The sequence below is a fragment of the Pseudomonas antarctica genome (assembly GCF_900624995.1).
GTDB classification, from domain to species: Bacteria; Pseudomonadota; Gammaproteobacteria; order Pseudomonadales; family Pseudomonadaceae; genus Aquipseudomonas; species Aquipseudomonas antarctica.
Window position 1 is genome coordinate 1 of sequence record NZ_UYXQ01000005.1, and the last position, 16,418, is coordinate 16,418.

Annotated in this window: 19 protein-coding genes; 10 read left to right on the top strand and 9 right to left on the bottom strand. The window is 60.8% G+C overall.

The annotated features are described in order from the left end of the window. Both E0F99_RS05050 and E0F99_RS05055 read left to right on the top strand, forming a co-directional pair. A partial coding sequence (locus E0F99_RS05050) for an ABC transporter permease subunit (RefSeq protein ID WP_130908720.1) occupies positions 1-751 on the top strand: 751 nt, incomplete at its 5' end. Beyond that, positions 748-1,632 (top strand): ABC transporter permease subunit, encoded by an 885-nt coding sequence (locus E0F99_RS05055; RefSeq protein ID WP_083356229.1) that lies wholly within the window; start codon positions 748-750, stop codon positions 1,630-1,632. The genes E0F99_RS05050 and E0F99_RS05055, both read left to right, overlap by 4 nt. A 132-nt stretch (positions 1,633-1,764) precedes the next feature. Here E0F99_RS05055 and E0F99_RS05060 read toward each other — a convergent pair whose 3' ends face one another. After that, a complete protein-coding gene (locus tag E0F99_RS05060; protein WP_083356230.1) occupies positions 1,765-2,406 on the bottom strand; it encodes an HD domain-containing protein in 642 nt (213 codons plus the stop codon). A 272-nt stretch (positions 2,407-2,678) separates the two neighbouring features. Between E0F99_RS05060 and E0F99_RS05065 the strand changes: the two genes are divergently transcribed. Beyond that, positions 2,679-3,644: a GlxA family transcriptional regulator gene (locus E0F99_RS05065; protein ID WP_083356231.1), complete on the top strand. Its 966-nt coding sequence runs from the start codon at positions 2,679-2,681 to the stop codon at positions 3,642-3,644. Here E0F99_RS05065 and E0F99_RS05070 read toward each other — a convergent pair. Beyond that, the gene (locus E0F99_RS05070) at positions 3,622-3,975 is read right to left on the bottom strand and encodes a carboxymuconolactone decarboxylase family protein (protein ID WP_083356232.1); all 354 of its coding nucleotides are present in this window, start codon (positions 3,973-3,975) and stop codon (positions 3,622-3,624) included. The genes E0F99_RS05065 and E0F99_RS05070 overlap by 23 nt on opposite strands. Before the next feature lie 99 nt (positions 3,976-4,074). Here E0F99_RS05070 and E0F99_RS05075 point away from each other — a divergent pair, with 99 nt between their 5' ends. Then, positions 4,075-4,977 carry an AraC family transcriptional regulator gene (locus tag E0F99_RS05075; RefSeq protein ID WP_083356233.1) on the top strand — a complete coding sequence of 301 codons (903 nt, stop codon included), beginning with the start codon at positions 4,075-4,077 and terminating at the stop codon, positions 4,975-4,977. A gap of 43 nt (positions 4,978-5,020) precedes the next feature. Here the strand turns inward: E0F99_RS05075 and E0F99_RS05080 are convergent, their stop codons facing one another. Continuing rightward, positions 5,021-7,375, bottom strand: coding sequence for a penicillin acylase family protein (locus tag E0F99_RS05080; protein WP_083356234.1), 2,355 nt, complete (start codon positions 7,373-7,375; stop codon positions 5,021-5,023). Between the two features lie 156 nt (positions 7,376-7,531). On the opposite strand from E0F99_RS05080, the gene E0F99_RS05085 reads away from it, so the two are divergent. Beyond that, entirely contained in the window at positions 7,532-8,638 is a 1,107-nt protein-coding gene (locus E0F99_RS05085; RefSeq protein ID WP_083356235.1) for a GNAT family N-acetyltransferase, read from the top strand. Continuing rightward, a complete protein-coding gene (locus tag E0F99_RS05090; protein ID WP_083356236.1) occupies positions 8,635-9,513 on the top strand; it encodes a hypothetical protein in 879 nt (292 codons plus the stop codon). Before E0F99_RS05085 ends, E0F99_RS05090 begins: the two co-directional genes overlap by 4 nt. Here the strand turns inward: E0F99_RS05090 and E0F99_RS05095 are convergent. The 4 genes from E0F99_RS05095 to E0F99_RS05110 form a co-directional block, all read right to left on the bottom strand. Continuing rightward, positions 9,491-10,714 (bottom strand): DegT/DnrJ/EryC1/StrS family aminotransferase, encoded by a 1,224-nt coding sequence (locus tag E0F99_RS05095; protein ID WP_083356237.1) that lies wholly within the window; start codon positions 10,712-10,714, stop codon positions 9,491-9,493. The two genes, E0F99_RS05090 and E0F99_RS05095, sit on opposite strands and share 23 nt — an antisense overlap. Further along, positions 10,711-11,124 (bottom strand): DMT family transporter, encoded by a 414-nt coding sequence (locus E0F99_RS05100; protein WP_083356238.1) that lies wholly within the window; start codon positions 11,122-11,124, stop codon positions 10,711-10,713. The genes E0F99_RS05095 and E0F99_RS05100 overlap by 4 nt, the downstream gene beginning before the upstream one ends. Continuing rightward, positions 11,124-11,480, bottom strand: coding sequence for an EamA family transporter (locus E0F99_RS05105; protein ID WP_026013873.1), 357 nt, complete (start codon positions 11,478-11,480; stop codon positions 11,124-11,126). Before E0F99_RS05105 ends, E0F99_RS05100 begins: the two co-directional genes overlap by 1 nt. Before the next feature lie 90 nt (positions 11,481-11,570). Then, positions 11,571-12,149 (bottom strand): DUF6436 domain-containing protein, encoded by a 579-nt coding sequence (locus tag E0F99_RS05110; protein WP_083356239.1) that lies wholly within the window; start codon positions 12,147-12,149, stop codon positions 11,571-11,573. A 99-nt stretch (positions 12,150-12,248) separates the two neighbouring features. Between E0F99_RS05110 and bipL the strand changes: the two genes are divergently transcribed. After that, the gene (gene bipL, locus E0F99_RS05115) at positions 12,249-13,190 is read left to right on the top strand and encodes a phospholipase BipL (protein WP_083360346.1); all 942 of its coding nucleotides are present in this window, start codon (positions 12,249-12,251) and stop codon (positions 13,188-13,190) included. Positions 13,191-13,233: 43 nt separating this feature from the next. Here the strand turns inward: bipL and E0F99_RS05120 are convergent, their stop codons facing one another. After that, positions 13,234-13,986: a DUF2059 domain-containing protein gene (locus E0F99_RS05120; RefSeq protein ID WP_083356240.1), complete on the bottom strand. Its 753-nt coding sequence runs from the start codon at positions 13,984-13,986 to the stop codon at positions 13,234-13,236. Between the two features lie 131 nt (positions 13,987-14,117). Here E0F99_RS05120 and E0F99_RS05125 point away from each other — a divergent pair, with 131 nt between their 5' ends. Continuing rightward, positions 14,118-14,750: a 2OG-Fe(II) oxygenase gene (locus E0F99_RS05125; RefSeq protein ID WP_083356241.1), complete on the top strand. Its 633-nt coding sequence runs from the start codon at positions 14,118-14,120 to the stop codon at positions 14,748-14,750. 2 nt (positions 14,751-14,752) lie between these two features. Continuing rightward, entirely contained in the window at positions 14,753-15,247 is a 495-nt protein-coding gene (locus E0F99_RS05130) for a 2-thiouracil desulfurase family protein (protein ID WP_083356242.1), read from the top strand. A gap of 40 nt (positions 15,248-15,287) precedes the next feature. On the opposite strand, the gene E0F99_RS05135 is transcribed toward E0F99_RS05130, so the two are convergent. Then, entirely contained in the window at positions 15,288-15,782 is a 495-nt protein-coding gene (locus tag E0F99_RS05135) for a transporter substrate-binding domain-containing protein (RefSeq protein WP_083356243.1), read from the bottom strand. Positions 15,783-15,914: 132 nt separating this feature from the next. On the opposite strand from E0F99_RS05135, the gene E0F99_RS05140 reads away from it, so the two are divergent. Next, complete coding sequence (locus tag E0F99_RS05140) at positions 15,915-16,355, top strand: DUF4399 domain-containing protein (protein WP_083356244.1); 441 nt, start codon at positions 15,915-15,917, stop codon at positions 16,353-16,355. Positions 16,356-16,418: the final 63 nt, after the last annotated feature.

A 16,418-nucleotide genomic window follows, 5' to 3' on the forward strand; every position in this document is an offset into this window, starting at 1 on the left:
GATCTACACCTACGTTGAGCAGAAGCTGCAACTGGTGCTGAACCTGGCGAACTACAGTTTGCTGGCGGGCGATGAGCTGTATATCGCCGCGTACCTGGGCTCGCTGAAGATGGCGTTTTTCAGCACGCTGTTGTGTCTGCTGATCGGTTACCCGATGGCCTACGCCATTGCCAGCGCGCGCAAAGAGATGCAGACCGTGTTGGTGCTGCTGATCATGATGCCGACGTGGACCGCGATCCTGATCCGCGTGTATGCGTGGATGGGCATCCTCAGCAACAACGGGCTGCTCAACAGCTTCCTGATGTCCATCGGCTTGATCAACGAGCCGCTGCAGATCCTCAACACCAACATTGCGGTGTACATCGGCGTGGTCTACTCGTACCTGCCGTTCATGATCCTGCCGCTGTACGCCAACCTGGTGAAGCATGACCAGAGCCTGCTGGAAGCCGCGTCCGACCTGGGCTCGAGCACCTTCAACAGCTTCTGGAAAATCACCGTGCCGCTGTCCAAGAACGGCATCATCGCCGGCTGCATGCTGGTGTTCATTCCGGTAGTGGGCGAGTTCGTGATCCCGGAACTGCTCGGCGGGCCGGAAACCCTGATGATCGGTAAAGTGTTGTGGCAAGAATTCTTCAACAACCGTGACTGGCCGGTGGCGTCTGCCCTGGCGGTGGTGATGCTGGCGATCCTGATTGTGCCGATCATCCTGTTCAACCGCAGCCAAGCCAAAGAGCTGGAGGGCAAGATATGAAGCGCTTCAGTTTCTCGAGTTTTATGCTGGTGGCGGGGTTGTTGTTTATCTACCTGCCGATGCTGATACTGGTGATCTACTCGTTCAACGAATCCAAGCTGGTGACGGTGTGGGGCGGTTGGTCGATCAAGTGGTACGTGGGCCTGTTGGACAACACCCAACTGATGGGCTCGGTGGCCCGCTCCCTGGAAATCGCCTGCTACACGGCGGTGGCCGCCGTGGCGCTGGGTACGTTGGCGGCGTTCGTGCTGACGCGCATCAGCCAGTTCAAGGGCCGCACGCTGTTCGGCGGCTTGGTGACGGCGCCACTGGTAATGCCTGAGGTGATCACCGGTCTGTCGCTGTTGCTGCTGTTCGTGGCCATGGCGCAGATGATCGGTTGGCCGCAGGAACGTGGCATTGTCACCATCTGGATCGCCCACACCACGTTCTGTGCGGCGTATGTGGCGGTGGTGGTGTCGGCGCGCTTGCGTGAGCTGGACTTGTCGATCGAAGAAGCGGCCATGGACCTCGGCGCGCGACCGTGGAAGGTGTTCTTCTTGATCACCATCCCGATGATCGCGCCGTCGTTGGCGGCGGGCGGCATGATGTCGTTCGCGCTGTCGCTGGATGACCTGGTACTCGCCAGCTTCGTGTCGGGGCCGGGTTCGACCACCTTGCCGATGGAAGTGTTCTCGGCCGTGCGTCTTGGGGTTAAACCCGAGATCAACGCCGTCGCCAGCCTGATTCTGTTGGCGGTGTCGCTGGTGACCTTCCTGGTGTGGTTCTTCAGCCGCCGTGCCGAAGAACATCGCAAGAAGGCCATTCAGCAAGCGATTGAAGAGGCCGCGGCGGATGGCTGGCAGCAGCCGGACAAGCGCCGGGCGGCTGCACCGGTTTAACTGCCGGAGTGGGATGAAAAATGTGGGAGCTGGCTTGCCTGCGATAGCGGTGTGTCAGTCGGCAGATGAGTCGACTGGCAGGGCCTCATCGCAGGCAAGCCAGCTCCCACAGTTGATTGCATTCCAAGTCAACTATGCAGCCCACGGCGACTTACGAATCACCTCCACAAAATTCATCGGCTTGAACCCCGGCTCCTGATCCACCAGCACATCCGTCTTCACGTTGCCAAACGTGGTCTGCGGGCGATGGCGCAAGCCGTCGGCAAACGCGCAGATGATGCATTCCTTGAACCCTTCACCACGTGGATGCGCATGCACCACGGCTTCGCGCTGTACGCTGGAAAAGGCGGCGTAGTCCATGCCCAATACGTCCATTTCCACGCCGGCAGTCACCAGCGCCACGGTCGGGCGCAGATGCTGCGGCACACCCGGCGTGGTGTGCAGGGCGATCGACAACCACACTTGTTCGATATCGTCATCGCTCAGCCCGTACGGCTTGAGGAACGCAGCGGCGGCGTTGGCGCCATCCACTTCGAAGCGCTCGTCGTCACTGCGATGGCCCTCGACCAGGCCGAGGTCGTGGAACATTGCGCCGACGTAAAGCAGCTCCGGGTTATAGGCCAACTGCTTGCGCTCACCGCTCAACGCGCCGAACAGGAACACCCGGCGTGAGTGGTGGTAGAGCAGGTCGGATTCGACGTCGCGGATGTATTCAGTGGTGGCCTTGGCCAATGCGCTGTCCGGGATCTGGATACCGGCGATGGAGGTGCTCAATGTCGTTCTCCTCAAGCAAGCGCCGGGGATGGCGCCGATACGTCCAGTCTGGCCGCGCGCCCGCGACGGGGCTATTGCCGCGAGGGTGCGATCCCGGCCAATGTGCCTCGATATCGCGCCAGATGCGGTCAAATGTGGGCGCTGGCTTGCCTGCGATGCTGGCGACTCGGTCTGTCAGTTAGACTGGGGTGATGCGATCGCAGCGATGCGGCGACCCGACAAGCCAGCTCCCACAGGGGGTTTATGTTCTTCCAGTAGAAGGTGAGTTGTTCATGGGCAAAACCGTCGCCATCCTGATCTTCCCCGGCGTCCAGTCGCTGGACGTAACCGGCCCCATGGATGTGTTCTGCGAGGCCAACCGTTTCCTGCTGCCCGACGACCAATACCAACTTGAAGTGATCGGCCTGCGCCACGGCAGCATGGCGGCCTCCAACGGCTTGTCGTTGCAGGCCCACCGGCATTACAGCGAAGCCCTGAGCGCCTACGACCTGCTGCTGGTCGCCGGTGGCCCGCAATTGCCCTTCGACGATTTCGGCGCAGCATTTGACGACTGGCTACGCGCTGCCACTGCCCGTGCGCAGCGCTTCGGCTCGATCTGCAATGGCGCCTTCATGCTGGCCCGCGCCGGGTTACTGGATGGCAAAACCGTCACCACCCATTGGAACGATGCCGCCGACCTGGCGCGCCTGTGCCCCTCTGCTCAGGTCGACGCCGACCGCCTCTACGTGCAGGACGGCAACCTCTACACCTCGGCGGGTGTGACGGCGGGCATCGACCTGTCGCTGTTTCTGCTGGCCCAGGACCACGGCCCGGAAGTCGCGCTGAGCGTGGCCAAGCGCCTGGTGGTGTTCACCCAGCGAGCGGGCGGGCAGTCGCAGTTCAGCCCCTTCCTGACGCCCCACGCTGAAAGCACCTCGGCGGTGGCGTTGGTGCAGTTGTACGTACTGGCGAACCTGACCGGGGATTTGACTATCGCCGACCTCGCCAAGGCGGCCAATATGAGCGCGCGTAATTTCTCCCGGGTGTTTGCCCGTGAGGCGCGCATCACCCCGGCGGAGTTTGTCGAGCGGGCGCGGGTGGACGCGGCGCGGGTGATGCTCGAAAGCAGCCCCGCGCCGCTCAAGACCGTGGCCTACCAATGCGGGTTTCGCGATGCCCAGCACATGCGCAGCGTGTTCAACCGCCGGCTGGGCGTGACGCCGCAGCAGTTCAGGCTTAACTTTGCGGCGCTGGTTTGAGCGTGTCGTAGGCTTCCAGGGCGCGCAGTGAGTAGATATATGCCGCGCCCGCGTTCATGGAAATTGCGGTGGCCAGGGTCGCGGCCACTTCCTCGCGGGTCGCGCCGGCTTTGATCGCCGCATCCGCATGCACGCCGATGCAGCCGTCACAGCGCGTGGTGATAGCCACGGCGATGGAAATCAGCTCACGGGTCTTGGCGTCGAGCACGTTGTTTTCCTCGGCAGCCTCGTCCAACGCCATGTACGCTTTGACCATCTTCGGGTTGCTCTTGCCCAGCGCGCCAAAGGCTTTCTTTACGGTAGGCAGCAAGTCGGACCAGTTATTGAACATTGCGGTAACTCCTGAACAGGTTGGGTGTGAAGCCAGTCTGTGCTGTTCGGGGTTAGGGGCATTGTTCAATCCGCTCATCTTTTTGACCGATGTTCGCAAATGAATTCGATCGACACCCTTATCAAGATGGCCAACCTGCGCGGCAGCCTGGATTTGCGTTGCCAGTTCCAGGGCGACTGGGCGCTGGATCACACGCCGGAGAATTTGGGCGTGGCGCCGTATCACATTGTGCTCAGCGGCACCTGCCGCGCCGAGTTAACGAGCGGGCAGCACGTAACGCTGGGGGAGGGCGATATCCTGCTGATGCCCGGTGGCGCCACCCATTTGTTGCGCAGTCCAGGTTCACGCATCCAGCCGATGCCACCGACGGTGATTGAGGGCGGTTTACTTCCGGTTCATCGCCTGGGTGGCGAACGGGTGGACTTGGACATGCTCTGCGGCAGCTTTCACTACAACCGGCAGTCGTTGTTGTTTGCCGCGTTGCCGGAGTATCTGGTGGTGTCCAGTCGGCAGTGGCAGGGCGATGGGCAATTGGCTGCGTTGATTGCTTTGTTGCGCAGCGAAGCGGATGGGCAACAACTGGGCGCCCGCTCGTTTATCGATGCGCTGTCGTCGGCCTTGTTCACCCTGATCCTGCGCACCTGGCTGACCCTTCAGGCGCCGGTGACCGGCACCTTCGCCTTGCTCGCCGACAAGCGCCTGAGCAAGGCCTGGCAGGCGATGCTGGCCGAGCCCGGCCATGAATGGACCATCGACAGCCTGGCCTTGGTTGCGACGATGTCGCGAGCGACCTTCATGCGTACCTTTGTGAAGGTGGCGGGTGTATCCCCGTGGGTGCTGCTGACCCAGTTGCGTATGGAGTTGGCGTTCAATCTGCTGCACCAGTCACGCCTGAGCCTGATGGATATCGCCGCCCAGGTGGGTTATCAGTCCCAGGCAGCGTTCAGCAAGAAGTTCAAAGAAACCTACGGCGAGGCGCCGGGGCGCCTGAGGGCGCGGTAGCCGTCACAACCAAGATCAAATGGGGGAGCTGGTTTCCAGGCGGTTATCTAGCAGGCAGTAATTTCAGCGTGCCCCGCGTATTCGCCGTGACTTCCTCATCACTGAAATGCGCCTGCTCGTAACCACCCTCAATGTAGGTTTGCGCCTGGTCGCCATAGTGCGAATCAAACGGCACACCGCTTTGCCCCACCGGGTTGATGGTCAGGGCATGGGCCGGGTCGGCGAAGTCGATCAGGCGACGGGTCGATGGGCCGTAGGTCACCGGCCAAGGCGCGGGACCGATCATGGCTGACAGGTTGTTCGGCACTTCGTGGGTGCCGGGTGCGGCGAACGGGCCGACGTTGAAGATCTTGTCCAGCGGCTTCTGCATGCCCAGCGGGTGGCCATGCGTCAGAGTGTGAGCCTTGCCCCATTGCCACTGCGTCGGGTCATCACCCAAGGTGGCTTTGAGGTGCGCCAGGCTGTTGTCCCAGGCGAGCTTGACCGTGTCGGCGCGCTTGCCACCCCACCAGGGCGAATCCGGCGAAGCGGCGAGGCGAGGCAGGGCGGCATCGATCACCCGCGTAGTGAGCAGGGTCTTGAACATGCCGTCGCCGAGTTTTGGGTGGAAGACCGCGTCGGTGAGGTTGAACAGGAACTGGTTGAACAGCGTGGCGCTGGTGGAATCCAGCGGGTAGTCACCCTTCCAGCGTGCAAGCTGCTCCACCCGTTTCAACTGCGCCGGGTCTTTGACCACCTCACGCAGCACCGGCAACAGCGGCGCTAGCAAGCGTGGGCCGTAGGCAGTGGTGGTGCCCAGTTGCAGGGCCTGGCTGTTGTTTACGTCCCACTTCACGCTTTTGTCGCTCAACTGCGTGTTCAACTGCTGGCCACGGTCGGCGAGGTTGTAATAACCGGGAATCTCCATGCCGGTGGGCGACACCGGCTGGGCATTCGCCGACACCACATAGCCGCGCGCCGGGTTCTCTTCCTGCGGGTTGGCACTGAATGGGTAAAAGCCCAGCTTGTCGGCCTGGGCGGTGCTGCCGTCGAGGATAAAACCGGCATTCACCCCGGCTGGGCGGATCGGCAACTGCGCTGCCGCCCACCAGCCGATATCACCCTTGGCGTTTGCCCAGACAATATTCAGGCCTGGCGCCGACACCATCGCCGCTGCGGCGCGGGCCTTGGCCAGGGTGTCCGCGCGGTTGAGCTGGTAGAACCCTTCGAGGATCGGGTTTTCGGTGTCCAGGAATGCCCACCACATGGCAATCGGCGTTTTGCCTGCATTTTCGCCGAGCACGTCATTGATAATCGGGCCGTGGGGCGACTGTCGCAGTGTCAGCGTGACCGGCGCTTGACCCTTCACCGCAATCTGCTGCTCGCTGCTGGTCATGTTGACCCATTGGCCGTGGTACCAGACCTGGTTGGGATTGTCCGGGTTGACCTTTTCGGCGATCAGGTCGAGGTCATCGTTCTGGAACATGGTCAGGCTCCAGCCGAACTCCAGGTTGTGGCCCAGGAACGCCACTGGCACCAGCGCGTTGTGATAACCGTACAGCTCAAAGCCCGGCGCCGAGAGCTGGGCCTCGTACCACACCGATGGCACCGAGAAGCGGATATGCGGATCGCCAGCCAGCAATGGCTTGCCACTTTTGGTGCGGCTGCCGCTGATGGCCCAGGCGTTGCTGCCTTCGAATTGCGGCAAGCCGTTATCGGCCAGTGCCTGCTCGCTCAAGGAGGCGATGGCGCTGAGGGTTTTCCAGTCGCTGGCGGCGAGGTTGAGCGCGCCCTTGGGTTGCCAGTCCAGGTCAAAGACCTTGAGGTAGTCGCTGCCCAGTTGGTCGCGTACGTAAGTCAGCAGCGGTTCGGTACGAAACGCGGCGGCAAAGCTATAGGCCATGTACCCGGCGACGCTGATGGTGTCCTCGGCGGTAAACGGCCGCTTGGGGATGCCCAGCACGTCGAACTCCATCGGGCTGGCGTGGCTGTCCTGATACTGGTTAATCCCGTCCAGGTAGGCTTGCAGGGCTTTCCATGACGCTGAATCGTGGTCAATGTGTTCCACGTAACTCAAGGCACGCTCACGAATGCGCAGGCTGCGAAACAGTTTGTCGGTCTCCAGCAGCTTAGGCCCCAGCACCTCGGCCAGTTCGCCACGGGCCAGGCGCCGCATGATCTCCATCTGGAACAGCCGGTCTTGGGCATGCACATAGCCTAAGGCGCGATACAGGTCGGTCTCGTTCTCGGCGCGGATATGCGGCACGCCACGGTCGTCGTAGCGCACCGTGACCGTGCCTTGCAGATTGGCCAGTGTTTCGGTGCCCTGGCGGGTCGGCTGTTTGCTGTAGACATACCCGCCGGCGCCAGCCATCAGGGCGGCAATCAGGATAGCGAGCACGGTCAGGCTGCGTTTCATGGACGATCCTTGGTCATTCACCTTTCAAGTCAACGGAGTCTAATAGGTTTGGCGGGGGCTGAGGGAAATGCTGATGTGCCTCTTCGACAGCCGAGGTTCAAGTGCACAACAGGCCTTAGGGCTATCATCCCACCTGTCATCTTTGAGCTTTTTGTCATGACTTGCGCCCTGCAACCTATGCCGAACTCCAGTGCCCCCGAGGTTGCCTACGCGTGCTGCCTGGAAGCGCAATCGCTGATCGGCCGCTTTTTACAACACCCGCCGGTGGGCTTTGACGCTCACCTGTCCGACCAGGGCTTGCCGTACTTCTATACGCCGTTCGACCTGTTAACCACCGCCGACGATGCGTTCGTAAAGCGTGTCCGCGGCTGGCTGGGGTATCGCTTCTGGCATTCGTGGTTGCGTATCGACAGCTGTTTTGTCGGCACCACGGTCAGCGAATACTCACCGTTGCCCCAAGGCGTGACGCCCCAAGACCTTGCGCAGTGGCTGCACTATGAATGTGCACCGCAGCGCCAACTCACCATTATCAAAGACGTGCCGTGCAATTCACCACTGCTCAGCGATGCGGACAATCGCTACGCACACGACTTGGTCGAGGATTGCACCCGGCGCGGCTTCATCAGCCTGGAAGGCCAGGCGCTGGCGTATGTGCCGATCAACTTCACCACCATCGATGAATACCTGGCACGCTTGTCCCACAGCCGTCGGCGCAATATCCGACGCAAACTGCGCAGCCGTGAGGCGATGCGGGTGGAAATCCTGGAAACCGGCGATGCGCGCTTCAACGATGACGCTTGGCTTACGCACTTGTACGGTCTGTACAGGGCGGTGTATGACCAGAGCGAGATCCATTTTGACCTGCTCACGCCCGAGTTTTTCAGCGGTTTGCTGAAGGACGCTGCCAGCAGCGGGCGCGTGTTCTGCTACTGGCACTGCGACGAGCTGATTGGCTACAACCTGTGCTACGTGGAGGGCGACAAGCTGCTCGACAAGTACATCGGCCTTAATTACCCGCAGGCGCTGGAGTTCAACCTGTACTTCGTCAGCTGGTTTGTGAACCTGGAGTACGCCGTGGCCAACGACCTGAAGTTTTACGTGGCCGGCTGGACCGACCCGCAGGTCAAGGCCAGTCTCGGCGCCGACTTTACCTTCACCCGCCATCTGGTATGGGTGCGCAACCCGCTGTTGCGCAAACTGGGCAATCGATTCCGCCATCACTTTGAAAGCGATGCTCAGTGGCAACAGGAGCACACTTCATGAGCCAGGCTCGACCGCCGCTGATCCTCGATTTTGATGGCGCCGTCAGCGACATTCCCGGCGCGATCACCTTGCCGTTGCAGGCCTGGCAGGAAAAAATCCGCTTCGGCTGCCGCTGGGCGCAGTTCAAGGCGCTGGAGACGGCACTGCACGCACAACTGCCCGGCGATTACGGCTGTGTGTTTACCGGCAGCGGCGATTATCACCATCTCAGCCAGCTGTTGTTGAACCGGCTGCCGACGCAGCAGAAATTCCAACTGGTCATCTGCGACAACCACCCGGACAACATGCGCTACCCGTTTGGCATCCACTGCGGCTCGTGGGTTTACTGGGCCAGCCGTTTGCCGCAGGTCGAGCATGTGCATGTGCTCGGCATTGGCTCGCAGGATATCGGCCTGGGCCACGCCTGGGAGAATCATTGGTCGCCGCTGCTCAAGCGCAAGCTGACCTATTGGAACGTCAACGTCGACACGCGATGGATGAACTGGGTCGGTGCGGGTCGCAGCAATCGCGCCTTCAGTCACCCGGATGATTTGATGGGTGCGTTCCTGGCGCAATTTGATCGTTCATTGCCGGTGTACTTGTCCATCGACAAAGATGTGCTGAGCCCCGAGGTGGTCAACACCAACTGGGACCAAGGCGAGTTTCTGGAACAGCACTTGAACGACTTGATCGGTGCCTGCCAGGGCCGGATTATCGGCGCGGACATCACCGGCGATGTGTCGGCCTATCACTATGAAAGCAAGTTCAAGCGCTGGTTGAGTGCATCCGATGGTCAGGAAGAACTGCCTGCGGCGCAGGTACAGATCTGGCAACAGCAGCAGAACGAGCTGAACAGCCGCTTGGTGGCCCGTATCAATCAGGGTTGGCGACAATAACTTTGAGCTGGGCCAGTACCTGTTCGAAGCGCTCATCCGTCAGCCAATGGCTGTTGCTGATCGACAGCGTGCGGGTGGCGAATTCCTGGGCTTGGGTGATATCGCCGCCGGGCTGCAACAGCGGGATCACGTTGCGATAACCCGGCAATGTGTGGATAAACAGGCGAGTCACGCCCAGCCCCGACGTCCACAACGGTGCCATTGCCGCATCACGTGCGTGTGCGGACGGCATCACCACCATCAGAAAGGGCCAGGTACCTTGTTGCCCTGGCCTGTCCATGATGACCGAGACGCCGGGTAAGGCATTTAAGCGTGCCGCACGGCGTAATGCGCGGGTGCGGCCTTGCTGCAAGTAATCCGGCAGGCGAGCCAGCGCGGCGGCGCCGACCTGCTGGCGATAGCCGCCGAGGCGGTGCAGCGGGATGTCGCTGACGGAAAAGTCGTCGCCCACTGCGGCCACTTCATCGCCTTGCGCCAACGCCGCACGCAGCCCTTTGCCATACACGTAATACAAGCCACGCGGCTGATAGGCCAGGGCGTAACCCCACAGTTCGGCGCTGCGCTGCAGTTCCCAGCGCAGGCTCAAAGGCAGGTCCTGTTGGCATTGTCGGTGCAACGCCTGGTGCAAGACAGGGTCGCGACTGAACAGCACGCCGCCTTCCGCCGTCGTCAGGCCTTTGCCGAGTGCCAGGCTGAAAAAACCCACATCGCCCTTTAGCCCGACGCTGTGGCCATCGTCGAGTGCGCCCATGGCTTGCGCCGCGTCTTCAATGACCGCCGCGCCGACGGTGCCGGCAATGCGTTTGGCCGTATCGACATCCGCCACGCGCCCGGCCAGATGCGTGACCACCACCGCCAGCGTGCTGTCGTCGCACAGCTGCGCCAGTTGCCGTTCGTCCAGGTCAATGCTGTTGGGCTGCAAATCACAGGGCACCACCCGCAACGGTGGGCAGTAATGGGCGGCCAAGGCCACCAAGGGGCAGGTGTAGGCCGGCACGATGAGCCGGGTGCGGCCCGGCATGCGCTGCTGCAAGGTGCGCAAGGCGATGATCAGCGCAGCGGTGCCGGAGCAGGGCAGCGCTGGCCGGGGGATCGAGAATTGGCGGGCCAGCGAATCGGCCAGGTCAGCAGAGAAACCGAACAGATCCCGCCAACGCAAAGGGAGCCCTGCGGTCGGCGGAATTTCCCACTGGCGTGTCATGACGCCGGGGCCTGCGACGGCTCGACCTCGACCTGTTTGCTCTCTTTGTCTTCGCTACGCGCCAGGCAGAGAATGCCCGCAATAATCAGCGCGCCACCGATGACTTTGGGCAGGGTCAAGGTGTCATCGAACAGCCACACAGAGATCAGCGTCACGCTGATCAGCTCCAGGTGGGAGGCCGCAAACGCCGGGCCCACGGGGGCGTATTTGAGCAAGGTCATCCAGGTGAAGAAGGCGCCGATGTAACCCACAAAGGCGCCGTAGATCCACGGTGCGCCAAACACCCGGACCAGCCAGGCGACGTCCATGGTCAGCGGTTCGGCATGCACCGAGGCGAATTTGAAACTGACTTGCGCCAAGGTGTCGAAAATGATCAGCGCCAGAAAACCCAGGATATAAAAGCGTTTCATCATTCAAACCCTACGACAGTCACACCACAGGCGATCAGCATGATGCCGATCAAGCGCCATTTGCTCAGGCTTTCTTTGAACAGGAAACGCCCGGCAATCATGATCACCACAATGTTGATGGAGCCCAGCATCACGCCGACTGACAACGGCACGAGCGTGAGAAACGCCAGCCACAAGACAAACTCGAAGACGTAGCAGATCACGCCCAGCCAGATCCACGGCCGCTTGAGCATGTGTTTCCAGTGGGCCAGCCCGTCATGTTCGGCGCTGGCCGAGGCGGCGGCTTTGAACGCCAACTGGCCGGACGTATCAACGATCACGTTGAGCATCCAGAGGATGATGGTTAACTGGCTCATGTATTCCTATGCTTACAATCTTACCGAAAGCGTACGATACAGCAGCCGGTTGGCCGGATGATTGGAGTTTGTCCGTTGAACAGCCTGTGTTCAGTTTGACGCCTTGCTCCATGCGCAGTAACAGCCCACCGCCAGCGTATGGGTGGCATCGACCTCGCGCCCGGCCTCAAGGGCTTGCAGGATCGGCTCGATAAAACTGTTGCTGGAGTTGCACGTGAGCCCTTCGCTGTACGGCCCGAAATACGCAAGTTTGCCCGTGCGGTCCCAAATCCCGACAGCCGGGGTCGCCGGCACGTGGTCGGCACCGAGCAGGGTATTAAGGGTTTTCATTTTGCGCAGGTTGTCGGGCAGTTGGCCGTGGCTGCCGGCTTTTTGCAGGGCATAGAACTCGACACCTTGGGGCGCGTAGTGCTCAATCAGCTCGCCCAGATGCTGCTGGTTGCCGACGTTGCACGGGCAGGCCGGGTCCCAGAAATGCACCAAGCGGATCGGGCCTGGGCCAGCAAGCTCGGCGGGCAGGCGCAGGGCGTCGCCGGAAAACACCGCAGTATGTTCACTGAATGCACGCAGGTAGCGGTCCTGGAACCAGTCATACGCCGCCCACAACACGCCGGCGCAGATGATCAGGATCACGCTGGCGAACAAGGCGGAACGGTAGGGCTGTCGCATTCAGATCAATCCTCGAAGGTCGCGTAGCTTGCCATGCTTGCCCTGACAGATGAATATCGCAGCTCGATATTCATCTTCACCGTCAGTCTGGAACCCTTTATGCCTGTCAGCTTTGACCCCGATCAGCTGCGCGAAAGCTTGCGACCCCTCGTGGATGCGCAACCGCTCAGCGCCGAGGCGCGGGTCTACCAGCGTTTCTACGGGCTGGACTTTGCCGCGCGCAAAGTACCGGCCGTAAGCCGTCTGGGGCGTTTCGACGTAGATGGCTTCCAAGTGGTGGCGCAGGTGTGGTGGCCGCCCGAGCCTGTGGCGACGATGTTCATGTTTCACGGTTTCTACGATCATATGGGGCTGTACCGCAACGTGGTGGACTGGGCGCTGGAGCAGAATTTTGTGGTGATCGCCTGCGACTTGCCGGGCCATGGCCTGTCCAGCGGCGCGCGCGCGAGCATCGACGATTTTTCGGTATACCAGGACGTGTTACAGGCGCTGTTTGTGCAGGCCAAGGCGCTGCAACTGCCGCAACCCTGGCATCTGTTCGGGCAAAGTACCGGTGGCGCGGTGGTGGTGGACCATTTGCTCAATCACGGCGCCGACAGCCCGGCCCAGGGCAAGACCTTCCTGCTGTCACCGCTGGTGCGGCCACGTGCCTGGGGCTGGTCGCAGGTCAGCTACTACCTGCTGCGACCGTTCGTCAAAGGCATCGCCCGGCGGTTCAGCGAAAACACCCACGACCCCAAGTTCAAACCGTTCCTGGAAGCTGACCCCTTGCAGCCGCGGCAACTGCCCACCGCTTGGGTAGGCGCGCTGGCGCGCTGGATCAAACGCATCGAAGCCGCACCGCGCAGCCCCAGGCGGCCGGTGATTGTGCAGGGCGAGGAAGATATGACGGTGGACTGGCAACACAACTTGCAGGTGTTGCGGGGCAAGTTCGATCAGCCTCAAGTGTTGATGATCCCGCGCGGCAGGCACCACTTGGCGAATGAGATTCCCGAGATTCGTGAGGAATACTTCCGTTATTTGACGGACCATCTGAAGTAACACAATCCAAATGTGGCCGCGAGCAAGTCCGCCGCCACAATGGTTACTGCGACAGGCTGGAAGTGCTCTGGCCGACGGCAAGACCTGCTCGAATCGCCGCCAACGCCGCCTTGTAATACGCCCGACCCTGCGGCGACTCCGCAAACGTAGCAAACTCTTCCAATTCCGGGTCAGACAAATCCCGATAGACATACAGCAACGTGTTGTTCAGATCATTGCCGATCTGCTGCATCAGCCGCTCACGCTGCCCGTTCAACATGCCTTGGGCCTGCCCACCGCCCAACAGGCCGGGAATCATCTGGCTCAAGCTGTCGGCCGCGACACCGGCAATTGCCAGGCTGACCTCCGCGCCGGCTTCACGGGCGGGCAACGCCTGTGCCAAGTGGCCTATGATCAAGCTGCGCGTCGCGTCGGCTTCGATGTGCGGCAGGCCTTTGGCATTTTTTGCCAACTGGTCGCGACGGGTAGCCAGCAACTCGGCCGCGACGATCTTGCGGCCCAGCGGCGACTGGAAAAACGCCAGGGCGGGTTTCGGATCCGCCAGGTTTTTGCGCAATTGCGCTTCGGCACGCTGGTCCATGGCCTGGGCGGCAAAGCGTTTATTGCTGTTGTCCACCAGCGCCTGGAACACCGCTGGCGGCAGGCTATTGCGGTAGCGTTGCTGGGCGGCACTGAGGGCGTCATTGAAATGCGCACGTTGTTCGGCCCAGCCTGCGACCTTGTACAACGGGTCATAGCCGTCTGCCCACGCGGGCAAAACGCAGAACATCAGCATGGAAAAAAACAAACGACGCATATGGACTCCTGTCAGTCGGCCACTATTGTCCGTGTCGGGCGTAGGATTTGTCGAGAAATCCTATCAGTCACCTGACTAAAGTGTATTCAGACGCTCGGCGGCTCTGTCGGATTCACAGGCGTATGGATACTATGCGCGCCATGCAAATACCCCTTGATCATCCCCTGCTGCAACGCATTGTCGACGACTTGGCCGAAAAAGGTTGGTCGCAGCAGAACGGCTTCCTGCCCCAGGCTCTGACCCTGGAACTGGCGGCTGAGTGCCGTAAACGTGCGGCTGAGGGCGAATTGGCGCCTGCAGCTGTAGGACGCGGCCTGGCCCAGGAGATCCGCGAGGGCATTCGCGGTGACCATATCCAGTGGCTGGAAGAGGGTGATGCCCCAGTCTGCGAGACCTACATGGGCGTGATGGACAGCCTGCGCCAGGCGATGAATCGCGGCCTGTTTCTGGGCCTGGAAGACTTCGAAAGCCATTTCGCGATGTACCCGCCGGGGGCGTTTTACCTCAAGCACGTGGACCGTTTCCGCGACGATGACCGGCGCATGGTCTCTGCCGTGGTGTATTTGAACGATGCCTGGCTGCCTGAGCAGGGTGGCCAGTTGCGCATGTACCTCAAGGACGGCGTGGAATACGATGTGGTGCCCACCGGCGGCAGCCTGGTGGTGTTCCTGTCCGGCGAGGTGCCCCACGAAGTCCTGCCCGCTAAGCGTGAACGCCTGTCCCTGACCGGCTGGTTTCGTCGGCGGGGTAACGAGCCGTTTTAAGTATGCAAAAGATTCTGATCAGCCGCTGCCTGCTTGGGCACAAGGTGCGTTACGACGGTGGTGCCAGTGGCCCGTTCGACCCGTTGGCGGCGTGGCAGGCTGAAGGTCGTGTGGTTGCGATCTGCCCGGAAGTGTCGGGTGGTTTGCCGACGCCTCGCCCCGCCGCCGAGATTCCGGGCGGGCAGGGTATTGATGTGTGGGAAGGCCGCGTTCAAGTGCTGACGGCCGAAGGTGAAGACTTCAGTGCCGCCTTTCTCGATGGCGCCCGCCACGCGCTGGCGTTGGTGCAACGGCACGACATCCGTATCGCCATCCTCAAGGCCAATAGCCCTTCGTGCGGCAACCTGCTGACCTATGACGGCACCTTCACCGGCGTAAAGGTGAACGGCGAAGGGGTGACGGCGGCGCTGCTCAAGCGCCATGGGGTGTTGGTGTTCAGTGAGCTTGAATTGCCTGAGGCGGCTGCTGCCCTAGCCCAGCTCCCAAGCCTTACCTAGATCAAAATGTGGGAGGGGCCTGCTCCCTCCCACAGTTGGTTTATTGTGTCTTCACGACCGGTGTGTCGCCTTCAAACCACTTCTGCGTCAGCGCCTTCAAGCGGCCATCCGCCTTCACGTGTTGCAACGCCTTGTCCAAGCTACTTTTGAACGCCGGGTTGCCCTTTTGGAACGGAATCGCCAGCTCAGGTGTTTTCTTATAGGGCTCACTGAAATCGAACCGATGCTGCAGCTCGGCAGTCATAGCGATATGGTTGATGGCCACGTCGTATTTGCCGGATTCAACGCCTGGCAACATGTCTGCTTCGTCGGTGGTGATAAACGAGGGCCGTACGTCCATTTCCTTGGCCAATTGTTCACCCAGTTCCACTTCAAAACCGGTTAGCTTGTCACCGTCCTTGAAATTGAACGGCGGTGTGTTGGCTTCCAAGGCGATGCGCAGTTCGCCTCGATCAAACACATCATCGATCAGTTCGGCATGAGCCAAAGGGCTCAGAAGAGGAAGCAAAAGTACAAGGCCAGGCGAAAAGCGCATGGTCGCTCCTAGAGATTTAATGTGCGAGGCGCCGTTCAGCGTCGCTTTGCTATGGTGTTGAGTGCCTTGGACAGCAATTTGTCGCGAAGTTGTCATTACCCAACAGAATTCCTCGAAAAACTGGAGAAGCGAATGAAAGCCTTATTGTCCCGTGCCACCCTGGCCAGCGTGTTGCTGGGTGCTTCGATGTTGGTCTCTGCTGCTGACGGTATCCCGCGCAGTGCGCCACCTGAAGGCGCCAAAGTATTTATCGTGTCACCAAAAGACGGCGCCACCGTCGATAAAACCTTCACCGTCAAATTCGGCATGGAAGGCCTCAAACTGGCCCCGGCCACTAGCCAGGATCCAGGCACTGGCCACCACCACCTGCTGATCGACCAAAAAGAACTGCCTGACGCCAGCGTGCCGATTCCGGCCACCGACTCCGTGATTCACTACGGTAAGGCCCAGACCGAAACCGAGCTGACCCTCACCCCCGGCAAGCACACCTTGCAACTGGTAGCTGGCGACAAACTGCACATGCAGTTCAACCCGACTGTAGCCTCGAAAGTCATCACGGTTAACGTCAAGTAAGATTTGTTCAGACAAAAAAATGGGAGACCTTTGCGGGTCTCCCTTTTTTTGTGCAGCGTTTGA